Origin of the sequence: Amycolatopsis sp. NPDC059021, from assembly GCF_042739895.1 — a bacterium.
GTDB lineage: Bacteria > Actinomycetota > Actinomycetes > Mycobacteriales > Pseudonocardiaceae > Amycolatopsis.
Genome location: NZ_JBHYIQ010000085.1, coordinates 7792 through 20919 on the forward strand (window position 1 = coordinate 7792; position 13128 = coordinate 20919).

General features: G+C 71.1%; 16 protein-coding genes. 8 read left to right on the plus strand and 8 right to left on the minus strand.

Annotated features, from left to right (window positions below; translation table 11 throughout):
• Window positions 1-1091: Lrp/AsnC family transcriptional regulator (locus ACFWX1_RS35915; protein ID WP_378394250.1), on the minus strand; the 1091-nt coding region annotated here is incomplete at its 3' end.
• Window positions 1092-1217: 126 nt separating this feature from the next.
• Between ACFWX1_RS35915 and ACFWX1_RS35920 the strand changes: the two genes are divergently transcribed.
• Genes ACFWX1_RS35920 through ACFWX1_RS35935 form a run of 4 tightly spaced genes read left to right on the plus strand, consistent with a single transcriptional unit; the run spans window position 1218 to window position 4636 of the window.
• Window positions 1218-2414 carry a M20 family metallopeptidase gene (locus tag ACFWX1_RS35920; RefSeq protein ID WP_378394251.1) on the plus strand — a complete coding sequence of 399 codons (1197 nt, stop codon included), beginning with the start codon at window positions 1218-1220 and terminating at the stop codon, window positions 2412-2414.
• Window positions 2415-2419: 5 nt separating this feature from the next.
• Window positions 2420-2623, plus strand: coding sequence for a hypothetical protein (locus ACFWX1_RS35925; protein ID WP_378394287.1), 204 nt, complete (start codon window positions 2420-2422; stop codon window positions 2621-2623).
• Window positions 2620-4047, plus strand: a complete 1428-nt coding sequence (locus ACFWX1_RS35930) for a sodium:solute symporter (protein ID WP_378394252.1) — start codon at window positions 2620-2622, stop codon at window positions 4045-4047. The genes ACFWX1_RS35925 and ACFWX1_RS35930 overlap by 4 nt, the downstream gene beginning before the upstream one ends.
• 31 nt (window positions 4048-4078) lie before the next feature.
• Window positions 4079-4636, plus strand: a complete 558-nt coding sequence (locus ACFWX1_RS35935) for a sugar O-acetyltransferase (protein ID WP_378394253.1) — start codon at window positions 4079-4081, stop codon at window positions 4634-4636.
• Between the two features lie 140 nt (window positions 4637-4776).
• On the opposite strand, the gene ACFWX1_RS35940 is transcribed toward ACFWX1_RS35935, so the two are convergent.
• The 5 genes from ACFWX1_RS35940 to ACFWX1_RS35960 are packed head-to-tail and all read right to left on the minus strand — an operon-like array spanning window position 4777 to window position 8994.
• The gene (locus tag ACFWX1_RS35940) at window positions 4777-5571 is read right to left on the minus strand and encodes an alpha/beta fold hydrolase (RefSeq protein WP_378394254.1); all 795 of its coding nucleotides are present in this window, start codon (window positions 5569-5571) and stop codon (window positions 4777-4779) included.
• A 30-nt stretch (window positions 5572-5601) separates the two neighbouring features.
• On the minus strand, window positions 5602-6648 hold the full coding sequence (locus ACFWX1_RS35945; protein ID WP_378394255.1) for an NAD(P)H-dependent flavin oxidoreductase: 1047 nt from the start codon (window positions 6646-6648) through the stop codon (window positions 5602-5604).
• Entirely contained in the window at window positions 6645-7385 is a 741-nt protein-coding gene (locus ACFWX1_RS35950) for a CoA-transferase subunit beta (protein WP_378394257.1), read from the minus strand. The genes ACFWX1_RS35945 and ACFWX1_RS35950 overlap by 4 nt, the downstream gene beginning before the upstream one ends.
• Entirely contained in the window at window positions 7382-8245 is an 864-nt protein-coding gene (locus tag ACFWX1_RS35955; RefSeq protein ID WP_378394258.1) for a CoA transferase subunit A, read from the minus strand. The genes ACFWX1_RS35950 and ACFWX1_RS35955 overlap by 4 nt, the downstream gene beginning before the upstream one ends.
• Window positions 8242-8994 (minus strand): enoyl-CoA hydratase family protein, encoded by a 753-nt coding sequence (locus tag ACFWX1_RS35960; protein ID WP_378394259.1) that lies wholly within the window; start codon window positions 8992-8994, stop codon window positions 8242-8244. The genes ACFWX1_RS35955 and ACFWX1_RS35960 overlap by 4 nt, the downstream gene beginning before the upstream one ends.
• A gap of 101 nt (window positions 8995-9095) precedes the next feature.
• Between ACFWX1_RS35960 and ACFWX1_RS35965 the strand changes: the two genes are divergently transcribed.
• From ACFWX1_RS35965 to ACFWX1_RS35975, 3 genes are all read left to right on the plus strand, one after another.
• On the plus strand, window positions 9096-9890 hold the full coding sequence (locus ACFWX1_RS35965) for an SDR family oxidoreductase (RefSeq protein WP_378394260.1): 795 nt from the start codon (window positions 9096-9098) through the stop codon (window positions 9888-9890).
• 76 nt (window positions 9891-9966) lie between these two features.
• Window positions 9967-10872 carry an SDR family oxidoreductase gene (locus ACFWX1_RS35970; protein WP_378394261.1) on the plus strand — a complete coding sequence of 302 codons (906 nt, stop codon included), beginning with the start codon at window positions 9967-9969 and terminating at the stop codon, window positions 10870-10872.
• Window positions 10873-10918: 46 nt separating this feature from the next.
• Window positions 10919-11308: a RidA family protein gene (locus ACFWX1_RS35975; protein ID WP_378394262.1), complete on the plus strand. Its 390-nt coding sequence runs from the start codon at window positions 10919-10921 to the stop codon at window positions 11306-11308.
• Window positions 11309-11311: 3 nt separating this feature from the next.
• On the opposite strand, the gene ACFWX1_RS35980 is transcribed toward ACFWX1_RS35975, so the two are convergent.
• Both ACFWX1_RS35980 and ACFWX1_RS35985 read right to left on the minus strand, forming a co-directional pair.
• On the minus strand, window positions 11312-11887 hold the full coding sequence (locus ACFWX1_RS35980; protein WP_378394263.1) for a hypothetical protein: 576 nt from the start codon (window positions 11885-11887) through the stop codon (window positions 11312-11314).
• A 68-nt stretch (window positions 11888-11955) separates the two neighbouring features.
• Window positions 11956-12402 (minus strand): hypothetical protein, encoded by a 447-nt coding sequence (locus ACFWX1_RS35985; protein WP_378394264.1) that lies wholly within the window; start codon window positions 12400-12402, stop codon window positions 11956-11958.
• A 103-nt stretch (window positions 12403-12505) separates the two neighbouring features.
• Here ACFWX1_RS35985 and ACFWX1_RS35990 point away from each other — a divergent pair, with 103 nt between their 5' ends.
• Window positions 12506-12997, plus strand: coding sequence for a pyridoxamine 5'-phosphate oxidase family protein (locus ACFWX1_RS35990; protein WP_378394265.1), 492 nt, complete (start codon window positions 12506-12508; stop codon window positions 12995-12997).
• The last annotated feature ends 131 nt before the right edge of the window (window positions 12998-13128 follow it).

Consider the following 13128-nt stretch of genomic DNA (forward strand, 5'->3'; position numbering starts at 1 on the left):
ATAGCAGGCCTGGGGCACGGAAAGACACCCCCCCCCCCCCCCCCCCGGCGGGCGGCGCCGCGGGCGGCCGCGCCCGTGCGGCCCCGCCCCCCCCCCCCGGCCCAGAAATCCAGCGGGACGCGGCCGGCCGAGCGGCCGGCGTCGTCCATCAGCCTGCCCATCAGCTTGACGCAGCGCAGTGTCACCGCGCGGTCGACGATCTCGAGCCACGGCAGTTGCGCCGCGAGCCCGCTCTCCAGCTCGACCGTGTCGTGCTGGGAACGCAGCCACACCACCGCGCACAGGTTGGCTGCTCCGCTGACCGCGGCGCACATCCGGATCTCCGGCAGCTGCCCGAGCGTGCGGGCGGTCGCTTCCAGCTTGTCCGGCGGGACCCGCAGCCACAGGGTCGCGGTGACCGGCGCCGGCGAGAGCGGCCGGGCGATCTCGCACCGGAGATGGATCGCGCCGCGGCCGAGCAGCGCGTCCAGCCTTCGCCGGACCGTGCTCGCGCCGACTCCGAGCGACTGCGCGAGTGCCGCGGCCGACGCCCTGGCGTCCTCACCGAGTGCCAGCAGCAGTGCCCGGTCGAGATCGGTGAACCGCAGGGCGCCGTTGGCTGTGGCAGCCGCCGGGGTCAGTGCCCGGCGCTGACCGGGCGAGATCGCGCGCACCCGCCAGCGGCTGCCTTCGGCGAACAGCCGCGGTGAGATCACCGTGCGGGTGGCGGTCACACCGGGCAGCCGCGACAGGCGATGGATGACGTAGTCCGACACCTCCCGCAGCGTCGGCGCGACCACGTGCGCGAGCAGATCGCAGTGCCCGGCGACGTACTCGACGGTCGGCACATGCGGGTCGGCGGCCAGTTCGCGCGCGACGCGCAGCGGTTCGCCCGGCCCGCAGTCGATCTCCACCAGCGCGAGGGTGAGCCGGGCGCGGAGTTCGCCGCCGGGGTAGGCGGTCAGCCAGGCTTCACCGCGCTCGACAAGGCCGTCCCAGTGCCGGGCGGCGGTGGCCGCGCCGATCCCGAGCGTGCGCCCGAGCGCCGACCACGGCACGCGCGGACTGGCCTGCAGCGCGTCGACGAGCTTGAGGTCGCTTTCGCTCAACATGGCTGATTCCCTGGATTTTCTCCGGCGTTCTGGCTGATTCCGCCGATTTGCCCGGCTTCCGTGTTCGACATTGCATCATTCTCGGATCAGGATAGGCCGACGATCTTCGTCCCCGAGGAGTTCTGGATGAGCCTGCGTTCCGATGCCGGACAGCTGCGTGACGAACTGGTCGCGCTGCGGCGTTCCCTGCACCGCGTCCCCGAGATCGGCTTGCACCTGCCGCGGACCCAGGAGCTGGTGCTCGCCGCGCTCGACGGGCTGGGGTGCGAGATCACCCTCGGCCGCGGACTGAGTTCGGTGACCGCCGTGCTGCGGGGCGGCAAACCGGGCGGCACCGTGCTGTTGCGCGGGGACATGGACGCGCTGCCGGTGACCGAGCGCACCGGGGAGGAGTTCACCTCGCGGATCGACGGCGCCATGCACGCGTGCGGGCACGACCTGCACACCGCGGGTCTGGCAGGCGCGGCGCGGCTGCTCGCCGCCCGGCGCGAGGACCTGCCCGGCGACGTCGTGTTCATGTTCCAGCCGGGGGAGGAGGGCCACGACGGCGCGGGCAAGATGATCGAGGAAGGGGTCTTGACCGCGTCCGGTCGCCCGGTCGACGCCGCCTACGGGCTGCACGTGAGTTCGGCGCACTACGCGCGCGGGATGTTCACCGGCAGGCCCGGTCCGCTGATGGCGGCGTCGGACGGCCTGTTCGTCCGGGTGGTCGGCGCGGGCGGGCACGGTTCGGCGCCGCAGCACGCGAAGGACCCGGTCCCGGCGGCGTGCGCGATGGTCACCGCGCTGCAGACCATGGTCACCCGCGGTTTCGACGTGTTCGACCCGGTCGTGGTCACCGTCGGGATGTTCCACGCCGGGACGCGGCGCAACATCATCCCCGACGACGCGACGTTCGAAGCCACCGTGCGGTCGTTCTCGCCGGAGGCCAGGGAGCTGGTCAGCAAGGAGGCGGTGCGGATCTGCGAGGGCATCGCGGCCGCGCACGGGCTCGACGTCGAGGTCGCGTACGAGGCGGAGTATCCGGTCACCGTGAACAACGCGGACGAGCACGAGTTCCTCGCTCACACGGTGCGTGAGGTGTTCGGCGAGGAGCGGTTCGAGGAACTCCGCGATCCGATGACCGGTTCGGAGGACTTCTCCCGCGTGCTGAACGAGGTCCCCGGCGCGTACGTCTTCCTCGGCGCGTCGACGGCCGAGGATCCGGCGTCGGCCCCGAACAACCACTCGCCGCTGGCGACGTTCGACGACAGCGTCCTGCCCGACGGCGCGGCGCTGCTCGCCGAGCTGGCTACCCGCAAGCTCGCCGCGCTGGCCGGGTGAGCGCGATGCGGGGCTACCACTTCATCCCGGCGCTGCCGGTGCTCGCGCTGGTGCTGATGCCGTTCCTGCCGTTCGTGAACACGACCGGGCTGTGGCTCGGGATGCCGAGAATGCTGGTGTGGGGCGGTTTCTGGTGTCTCATGCTCACCCCGGCGCTGTTGCTGACCGAGCGGCTCATGGCGCGTGACGGCGAGGAGTCCGGCCGATGATCCTCGCGTTCACCTTCGCCGGCATCGTCCTGATCGGCGTGCTGGGCTTCGTCGGCCGCCGCCGTCCGGCGGCCGATCTGGCCGAATGGGCCGTCGGCGGGCGGAAGTTCGGCGCGCTGACGATGTGGTTCCTCCAGGCCGGGGAGGTGTTCACCACCTTCACCTTCCTCGGGATGGCCGGGCTCGCGTTCAGCGGCGGCGTCGCGGCGATGTACGCGCTGCCGTACGTGCCGATCGCCTATGTCGTGCTGTTCTTCCTCGCCAAGCGCCTGTGGACGATGGGGAAGGAACGCGGATACTTGACCCAGGGCGACTTCCTGGAGGACCGGTACGGCAGCCGTGCGCTGGGCACGCTGTCCGCGGTGATCGGGGTGGTCTGCGTGCTGCCGTACCTGCAGCTGCAGATCACCGGGCTCGGCCTGATCGTCCGGCTCGTCACCGGGGACGCCGCGTCCGGGACGCTGAGCATGATCGTCGGCTGCCTGCTGGTGGTGGCGTTCGTGCTGTGGGCTGGCCTGCGCGGGGTCGCGGCGACGTCGTACTTCAAGGACGCGATCATGCTGGTGGTGCTCGTGGTGCTGCTGATCGCGGTGCCGGTGTACTTCCACGGCGGGATTTCCGCGATGTTCCACCAGATCGAGCAGCTGCATCCGGAGAAGCTGATCGTGCACGCCGGGGCGAACGACCACGTCTGGTTCGTGACCAGCATGGTGGTCAGCGCGATCGGTGTCGGGCTGATGACGCTGCCGCACACGTGGCCCGCGCTGATGTCCGCGCGGGATCCGAAGGTGCTGCGGCGCAACTACACCTGGATGCCGGTGTACGAGATCTGCCTGATGCTGCCGATGTTCATCGGGTTCGCGGCGATCCTGGTGCTGCCCAAGAAGACCGACTCGAACGGCGTGCTGCTGACGTTGTCGAAGCAGGCGTTGCCGGGGTGGGTGACCGGCCTGGTGGTGGTCGCCGCGACGGCCACCGCGATGGTGCCGGCGGCCGGGATCCTGATCGGGATCTCCTCGCTGGTGGCCCGCAACATCGTCCGGGTGCGCCGGGAGCGGCTGCAGTTCTGGATCAACCACGGCACCGTGGTGGTGGCCAGCGCGCTGGCGCTCGTGCTCGGCATCTTCCGGCCCGATCTGCTGGCGAACCTGTTGCTGCTGACCTATTCCGGGACCGTGCAGCTCGCCCCGGCGAACGCGCTGGGCCTGCTGCGCCGCGTCCCGGTGGGCAAGGTGCCGATCCTCGCGGGCATCGTCGCCGGGGAGATCGTCGTGGTCTGGCTGACCTTTGTGGACACTCACCTGGCCGGCACGATCAACGTCGGGCTGATCGGCCTGGCGGTGAACGCGGTCGTGGTGGCGGTGGTCGCGCTGGTGACCCGCGCGTTCGCGGGACGTCCCGATCCGGCTCCGGCGCAGGTGTGAGCCGCGGGCTTTCGCGGCTAGGGTGGCGATCATGGGAGAGCAGAAGGACCGCATGCTGCGGGGCGAGCTGTACCGGGACAACGATCCGGAGCTGGTCGCGGACCGCCGTCGCGCACAGGGTCTCGTCGACGAGTTCAACCTGACCGGAGCGGAGGAGACCGGGCGGCGGGACGAGATCCTGCGGCAGCTGCTCGGGAAACTGGGCGAGGGCTCGTGGATCATGCCGCGGTTCCAGTGCGACTACGGGTACCTGATCGAGATGGGCTCGAACAGCTTCCTCAACTACGACGCGATCCTGCTGGACTGCGCGCCGATCCGGATCGGCAACGACGTGTCGATCGGGCCGCGGTGCCAGCTGCTCACCGCGCTGCATCCCATGGAGGACCACGAGAAACGGCGTCAGCGCTGGGAATCCGCCGCGCCGATCACGATCGGCGACAACGTCTGGTTCGGCGGCGGGGTCATCGTGTGCGCCGGGGTGACCGTCGGTGACGACACCGTCGTCGGGGCGGGCAGCGTCGTCACCCGCGACCTGCCGTCCCGGGTGTTCGCCGCCGGGAACCCGGCGCGCGTCATCCGGCAGCTCTGACGGCGCCGACCCCACCCCCGACGTCGCGAACGCTCCGTTGCCGACGATGAACGTCCCGGACGGAGCGTTCGCGACAGCCCAGGGCCACGGGAACCCGGGAGCAGCGGTGTGTCCTTTGTGGACGGAGGGCGGCGTGGGCGTCAGGGGGCGGTGAGCAGGTCTCGCAGGGCAGCGGCGAACTGCGTCGGGTTCCGTTGCGGCGCCAGGTGCGCGCCCGGCATCTCGGTGAACGGCAGGCCCAGCTCCAGCGCCAGGATCTTCGCGGGCTGGTAGTGGTAGCGGCCCCGGCTGCCTTCGCCCGCCACCGGCAGGATCTCCGTGGACGCCTTGCGCAGCGCCCGCAGATCCGGCAGGTAGTCGTAGAACTCGGTGAATTCGCGGTCGAACAGCCGCAGCCAGTCGGCTTCGTTCGGCAGCCGGAGGTGCGGCAGGTTCGGCAGGGCGGCCCCGGCGATGGCGTCGGCGAAGCGGGTCACCGCGCCCATGAGGTCGCCCGAACGCGCCAGCCGGACCTGCTCGGCGGCGTCGGCCAGCCAGCCCGCGGCGTCCGGGAGCAACTGGACGGCCGGCGGTTCGTGCGCCACGAACGTCGACACGCGGTCCGGGTACCGGGCCACCAGGTCGAGTCCGATCGAGGCGCCGGCGCTGCTCCCGAACACCGCGACCGGGCCGGCGCCGACGTGGTCGAGCACGGCCAGCGCGTCGTCGGCCTGCCGGGCGACGGTGACCGGGCCGGTGGTGTGGTCGGTGCTGCCGAAGTGCCCGCGCCGGTCGTAGGTGACGACGGTGTGGTGCGGGTACAGCTGCTTGGCGAGCGCGCGGTAGGAGTCGGCGCCGCCGAGACCCCCGGCGATCAGCACCAGGACCGGCCCGTCCCCGCCACGCAGGACGCGCAGCTCACCGTCCTCGACCGGGCACCGGCTTTCCGAGATCATGTGCGCAGTCAAGCACAACGTCATACCGGGTTATCCGGAGGATAGCCGCTTCAGGATGGCCTCCGCGTCGGCCACGATCGCGGTGATCAGGTCCCCGACCGGGGGAAGATCGTCCAGCAGGCCGACGACCTGCCCGGACGCCAGCACGCCCGCGCCGGTGTCGCCCTCGACGAGCCCGGCGCGCAGCAGCATCGGCGTGTTGGCCGCCATGAAGACCTGGCCCCAGCTCCGTTCGCCGCCGCGTTTCATCCGCAGTCCCTCGCGCGCGAGCGACGTCCACGACAGCCCGCTCAGCTTCCGGAACCGGACGGCGTTTCGCGCCGCTTGGGCGATTCCCGCGAGCGGCCCGGAGTGTTCCAGCCCCTCCACGAGTTCGGTGCGGAGCACGCGATGCGGCATCCCGTCGACCTTGCGGGTCACGACGGTGCCGTTCAGGTCGCGGGCGAGGTAGGCCCGCTTGACCTCGTCCGGCACGGTGCTTTCCCTGGTCAGCAGGAACCGCGTGCCCATCGCGATGCCCGCGGCGCCGTAGGCCAGCGCGGCGGCCAGCCCCCGGCCGTCGAAGAACCCGCCCGCGGCCACCACCGGGATGCCGACCGCGTCCAGCACGGACGGCAGCAGCAGCGTCGTCGCGACCGCTCCGGTGTGCCCGCCGCCCTCGCCGCCCTGCACGATCACCGCGTCCGCGCCCCAGCTCGCGACCTTCTCCGCGTGCCGTGCCGCGCCGACCGAAGGCACGACGACCACGCCGTTGTCCTTCAGCTTCGCGATCATGTCCCGCTTCGGCGCCAGCGCGAAGGACGCGACGCGGACCTTCTCGGCGATGAGCAGGTCGACGCGGCGGGCGGCGTCGTCGGCGTCCGCGCGCAGGTTCACCCCGAACGGCCGATCCGTGCGGCTCTTGACCTCCTTGATCGCCGCGGCCAGCTCGTCGTAGCTCATCGTGGCCGAGGCCAGGATTCCGAGCCCGCCCGCCTCGGCCGTGGCCGAGACCAGGCGCGGCCCGGCCACCCAGCCCATCCCGGTCTGCACGACGGGGTGCTCGATCCTGGTCAACGCCGTCAGCGCGGTCTTCATGCCGGAACTTCCTTGTCCCGCAAGGACTTCGGATCGAGCGCGGTCCTGATCAGCCGGAGTTCCTCGTCGGTCGGCAGCCTGGTTTCGGTGGTCGCGCCGGTTTCCAGCGGGAACGACGTCGCTTCGAGCACCTCGTCCACCGTGACGCCCGGGTGGATCGACAGGAGCCGCGCCGCGTGGCCGGTGCCGCCGAAGTCGAGCACGCCCAGGTTCGTCACCACGCGGTGGACGTCGTGGTAGCGCAACCCGGCTTCGTCCGCCCGCGCGAAGCCGACGCCGGACACGATGTCGACCTGCTCGACGAACACCCGCTTGCTGTGCTTCGGTACCCAGTAGCTCGTGCGGTGGTTGGCGGTGTTGCCGGGACCGCCGCGCACGCCGAGCAGCTGTTTCTTCGGACGCTCGTGGTCGCCGATCGCGGAGATGTTCTGGTTCCCGTGCCGGTCGACCTGGTTGGCGCCCATGACGACGTGCCGTTTTCCGTGCGGTACCACGGTGTCCAGTACTTTCCGGAACGGTTGCCAGCCCTCGACCACCGGCGGTCCGGCGCCGGGCGTGCTCGCCAGCAACGACGCCTCGCCGTCGCTGAGCAGCAGGTCGGGTTCGAAGGTCAGCCGGGCCAGCCGCGCGCCGAGCGCGGGGATGAATCCCATGGGACTGACGAGGATTTCCCCGTCGCCGCGGAAGAGTTCGGCACACGCCGTCACCGCGACTTCCGCGCGGGTCACGTCACTCATGCCGCCTCCTCGGAAAAACGGTCGACTGCCGCTTGATACGCCTTTTCGTCCTCGGAAAGGAACCGGTCGACGAACTTCGGCCAGGCGTCCGGGTCCTTGGCGGATTCCGCGTAATGCCGCTGGAATCGTTCGTCACGGCCGTAATCCGGGGCGGCGGTGGTGAAATGCGCGCCACGCGGCGTCTCGACGACTCCGTGCACACTTGCGCGGCTCAGCAGCAGGCTCTGCACCGGCGCGGACGTCGTCAGCTCGGCGGTGTCCACGATCCGTTCCGTGGACACGAAACACCGGTCCGCGGCGAGCGCGAACAGTTCGTCGAAGTACGGGTCCGGGCCGAGGTACTGCGCATTGCCCCGCGCGTCGGCGCGATTGAGGTGTACGAGTGCCGCGTCCAGCCGCAGCGCGGGTACCGCCAGCAGCTCCTCGCCGTCGTCGTATGGCGACCGCACAGTGCGCAGGTCCGGGTTGAACCGGACGACGTCGGAGCCGAGCCCGGCCCGCGTCGGCAGGAACGGAAGCCGTTGCGCGGCGGCGGAAAGCCCGGTTCCGAGCACGCCTTCGTCGTATTCGGTGACGGCGATTTCCCCGGCTTCACGCACCCGGTTGAACCACGGGTCGAACGGGATCGAGTCGAGCGTGACGAACCCGAACACCAGCCGCCGGATCTTCCCTGCGGAGGCGAGCAGCCCGACGTCGGGGCCGCCGTAGGAGACGACGGTGAGATCCTTCAGCGGCGAGCGCAGGATCGCCCGCACCAGCGCCATTGGCTTGCGCCGCGAACCCCAGCCGCCGATGCCGATCGTCATCCCGTCGCGTAGTTCGCCGACCACCTCGTCGACGCTCATCCGCTTGTCGCTCATCGTGCCTCCTTGTCATCCAAAAAGGACTGACGGGCCCCGTCCGAAACCCCGGCCAGGTTGAGCTGGAAGGTGAATCCCTGCTCGAAGCGGTAGCTGCGGTGCACCGGCTGGACGTCGATACCGTTGATCGCCTGCTTCGCGGCGCGGATCACCCGGGTGTCCTTCGCCGCGATCCGCCGCGCCAGCTCGAGCGCCGTCTCGTCGAGCTTGTCCCGCGAGACCACCGAGTACACCGAACCGTGGTGATGCAGCTGCTGCGCGGTGATCGTCGACGCGGTGTAGTACAGCGCGCGCATCAGGTGCTGCGGGACCAGCCGCGCCAGATGCGTCGCCGCGCCGAGCGCGCCGCGATCGACCTCGGGCAGCCCGAACTCCGCGTCGTCACTGGCCACCACGACGTCCGCGTTGCCGGCCAGGCCGACGCCGCCGCCGAGGCAGAAACCGTGCACCGCCGCGATCACCGGCACCGCGCAGTCGTACACCGCCGAGAACGCCGCCGCGCAGCCCTCGTTGGCGCCGATCAGCGCGCCGTAGCCGGGATCGCGCTGGATCTCCTTGATGTCCACGCCCGCGTTGAACCCCCGGCCCTCGGCGCGCAACACCACCACGTGCGTGTGCTCGTCACGGCCGGCGCTCTCCACCGCGGCGGCGAGCTCGAACCAGCCGCGCACGGTGAGCGCGTTGACCGGGGGAGCGTCCACGGTCACCACGGCGACCCCGGGCTCCGGGGAATGCGTCGAAACGGTCATCGGGTGCCTTCCGGGTTACCAAACCTAGCATTTGCTTGGTACGTTAGCAGGGTGCCCGGCGCGGGTACAGGTGCTTCCTCGACACGGGCGGGAGGTCTCGCGTGGCACTGGAACTTCGGCTGGACGGCGCGGTGGTCCTGGTGACCGGCGGCGTACGCGGGGTCGGTGCGGGGATCACCCGCGCCTTCCTGCGGGCGGGCGCGGGCGTGGTCACCTGCGCCCGCACACCGCCGTCACGGCCGGTGGAGGCGGGCGGCGCGGTGGCGGAGTTCCTGCCCTGCGACGTCCGCGATCCCGACGCCGTGGCGAAGCTCGTCGATGCCATCGTCGCCGCGCACGGCTCCCTCGACGTCGTGGTCAACAACGCCGGGGGAGCACCGTTCGCGGAAGCGGCGACGGCGTCGGTGCGCTTCCACGAGAAGGTGGTCGCGCTCAACCTGCTCGCGCCGCTGGCGGTGGCGCGAGCGGCGAACGCCGTGATGCAGCAGCAGGAAACGGGCGGGGCGATCGTGAACGTGAGCAGTGTCAGCGGAACGCGGCCGTCACCGGGCACGGCTTCGTACGGCGCGGCGAAGGCGGGGCTGGACAACCTGACCGCGAGCCTGGCGGTCGAATGGGCGCCGAAGGTGCGGGTGAACGCGCTGGACGTCGGCATGGTGCGGACGGAGCTGGCGAACCTGCACTACGGCGACGAAGCCGGGGTGGCCGCCGTCGGCGGGACAGTCCCGTTAGGACGGTTGGCGGAGCCGGACGAGATCGGCGCCTGCGCGGCGTTCCTGGCTTCCCCCTTGGCTTCCTATGTCAGTGGCGCGTGCCTGACGGTGCACGGCGGTGGGGAGAAACCGGCCTTCCTGGCCGCGTCCAATTCGGGTACGAGCGGAGGGAGCAAGTCATGAGCGACGCTTGCGAGCGAATCATGGATGTCATGCGCCAAAAGGAATCAGACACTGTCTCGCGAAGCGAGGCGACCGCATGAGCGGGTTGCTCGCGGGGCGGGTCGTGATCGTCACCGGCGCGGGGCGCGGGATCGGCAGGGCGCACGCGCTGGCGTTCGCCGCCGAGGGCGCCAAGGTGGTCGTCAACGACCTCGGCGCGGCGCTGGACGGGCGGGGCGGCGAGGCGGGCCCGGCCCAGGCGGTGGTCGACGAGATCACCGCGGCGGGCGGGGAAGCCATGGCGAACACCGACGACATCGCGGACTGGGCGGGCGCGGCCCGGCTGGTCGGGAACGCGATCGAGGAGTTCGGCGGGCTCGACGTGCTGGTCAACAACGCCGGGTTCCTGCGTGACCGGATGCTGGTCAACCTGGCCGAGGACGAGTGGGACGCGGTCGTGCGGGTGCACCTGAAAGGACACTTCGCGACCCTGCGGCACGCGGCGGAATACTGGCGGGCGGAGGCGAAGGCGGGCCGGCAGCGGGCCGCGCGCGTGATCAACACCAGCTCCGGGGCGGGCCTGCTGGGCAGCGTCGGCCAGGGCAACTACGCCGCCGCGAAGGCGGGCATCCTCGGCCTGACCACGGTGGCCGCGGCGGAACTCGGCCGCTACGGGGTCACCGTCAACGCGATCGCGCCCGCCGCGCGGACCAGGATGACGGAGCAGGCGTTCGCCGACGACATGGCCGCGCCCGGCGCCGGTTTCGACGCGATGGCGCCGGACAACGTGTCACCCCTCGTCGTCTGGCTCGGCAGCGAGGAATCGGCGGACGTCACTGGGCGGGTGTTCGAAGTGGACGGTGGCAGGGTGAGCCTCGCGCAGGGCTGGCGGCACGGTCCGGAGCGGGACAAGGGCGCCCGGTGGGCCCCGGCCGAACTCGGCCCCGTCGTCGCCGAACTGCTGGCCGAAGGCGTCGAACCGGAGCCCGTGTATGGCGCCTGACCTATTCGGTGGACCGGCGGGCGCCGCCTGAAATACCGTGCGCGCTATGGCTGAACGACGGGCGATTCTCAGCGGCTCGACCTTCGAGGAGAAGATCGGGTACGCACGCGCGGTGGTCGACGGGGACCGCGTCCACGTCTCCGGCACGACCGGCTACGACTACACGACCATGACCATCTCCGACGACGTCGTCGAGCAGGCGTCGCAGTGCCTGCGGAACGTCGAGGCCGCCCTCACCGAAGCGGGCTGTACCTTCGCCGACGTCGTGCGCGTGCGGTACTTGCTGCCTGACCGCGCGGACTTCGAGCCGTGCTGGCCGGTCCTGCGCGCGTGCTTCGGCGAGGTGCGCCCGGCCGCGACCATGCTCGAATGCGGCCTGGCCGACCCCGCGATGAAGTTCGAGATCGAGGTCGACGCCCGTCTGCCCGCTAGCTGAGCCTCACCACTGCTGCGGAGGATGCTGGCCGGGGTGCGGCGGCGGGCCGTAGCCCTGGCTCGGCGGGTATCCGTACGGAACGGGCGGACCGGGGTATGCCGGTTGCCGGGCGGCGGCGAGATACCGCCGGGTCGAGGGCAGTACCGCCAGGACCAGCACTAGGACGGTCAGCACCGGCGACAGCAGGTTCAGGGCACCGGTCAGCGGGGCGTAGGCCAGCAACCGGCCGTAGTTGAGGGACGTGCCGCCGGTCAGCGCGGCGATCACCCCCACGGTCAGCAGGCTGAGCGCCGCGCCGGTCAGCAGGAGGATCGCACCGGCCTTCACACGGGCGAAGACGAAGATCGCACCCACCAGCAGCAGGAGCAGCATCGGTATCTGAAGCGAGAAACTGACCCAGGTGGAGAGATTGGAGAACCGGGCGTTGCTGAGGCCCCGCGCGAAGAAGTAGCCACCGATCAGGAACTTGACGAGCGCGAGAACGGCCGCGGTGATCGCGGTGCCGCCGGACGGTCTGGCCTGCCCTGGATACGAGACGGGCCCCGGCCGGCCCGCCGCGGGCTGCGGGGGAGGTGTCATGGGCTGCATCATGCAGGACGATTCGCTGTTTCGGGCTGGTTTCCCCTTACTGCGGCGAGATCGCGACCTCAGTCCTGCCACCACGTTTCGCCGCCGCTGAGGTAGGGGTCGGCGGGTGGGTGCCTGCGCCGGGTCCACCAGTCGTCGTTGCTCGTCGAGCGGGTGTCGAAGGTGCGGCGCAGGTAGAACTCGTCGAGCCGCTTCACGAGCGGCCGCAGTTCGCCGCGGGCGCGTGGTGGCAGGGCGTGCAGCGCTTCGGAAAGCATCCGTCGTTCGCCCACATACTCACGCCACGGGGACAACACCTCGCCGTGCAGCGCGCGCAGCGGCTGCCGCACCCACTGTGCCCACACGGCCAGCGCCTCGGCGACGGCGCCCGGTGTGGCGCGTCGTCGTTCGAAATCCGCGATTTGCCGTTGTGCGGCCTGGGAAATCCCCGGGATCACCTGCGGTGCGAGAGCGCGGCGTTTCAGTGGCAGATCGGCGCGTACACGCGCCGGGGACTTACGCGGCATCGCTCCCGGAAGGAATCGTCATGCCGCCATCGTGGCAGCCCACCCGTCGCGGCGCCAACTGCTTTCGCTCAAAACTGTCGGTGGTGGATGTGACACTGCGGGCATGACCAGTTGGCGAGGATTCACCGAACAGGCACCGGAGCTCGCGGCGAAGATCCACCGGCGGTTCACCGCGGGGGAGACCCACGTCCTGGCCACCTTGCGGCGGGACGGCTCGCCACGGGTGAGCGGCACCGAACTCGACTTCCACGGCGCCCACATCTATGCCGGGTCGATGCCCGGCGCGGTCAAGGCGCGGGATCTGCGGCGGGACGGGCGGTTCGCGGTCCACGCTTACCCCGGTGTGGCTGAGGGCGGGGACGCCAAGCTCTCCGGAACGGCGGTGGAGCTGACCGATCCGGCGGAAATCGCCGCGGTACAAGGGAACACCGACCCGTGTCACCTGTTCCGGCTCGACGTCACCGACGCCGTCCTCACCTGGGTCGAGGGGAACACGATGCTCATCGAGCACTGGCAGGAGGGAGGGGAGCACGTCCGGTTCGCACGCCCTGGCACGGGGCCCGTCGAACGCACCGTGCTCGTGAACGCCGGTTGAGCCGCGCGCGGCTCGACCGGCCGCTGGACCGTGGGGGGGGGGGGGCCGGCGGGCGGGCGCCCCGCGCCGGCCCCCCGGAGTTGCGGGTGGTGCTGTTGGGAGGGGGCGGCGGGCGGCCCCGCGCCCCCCCC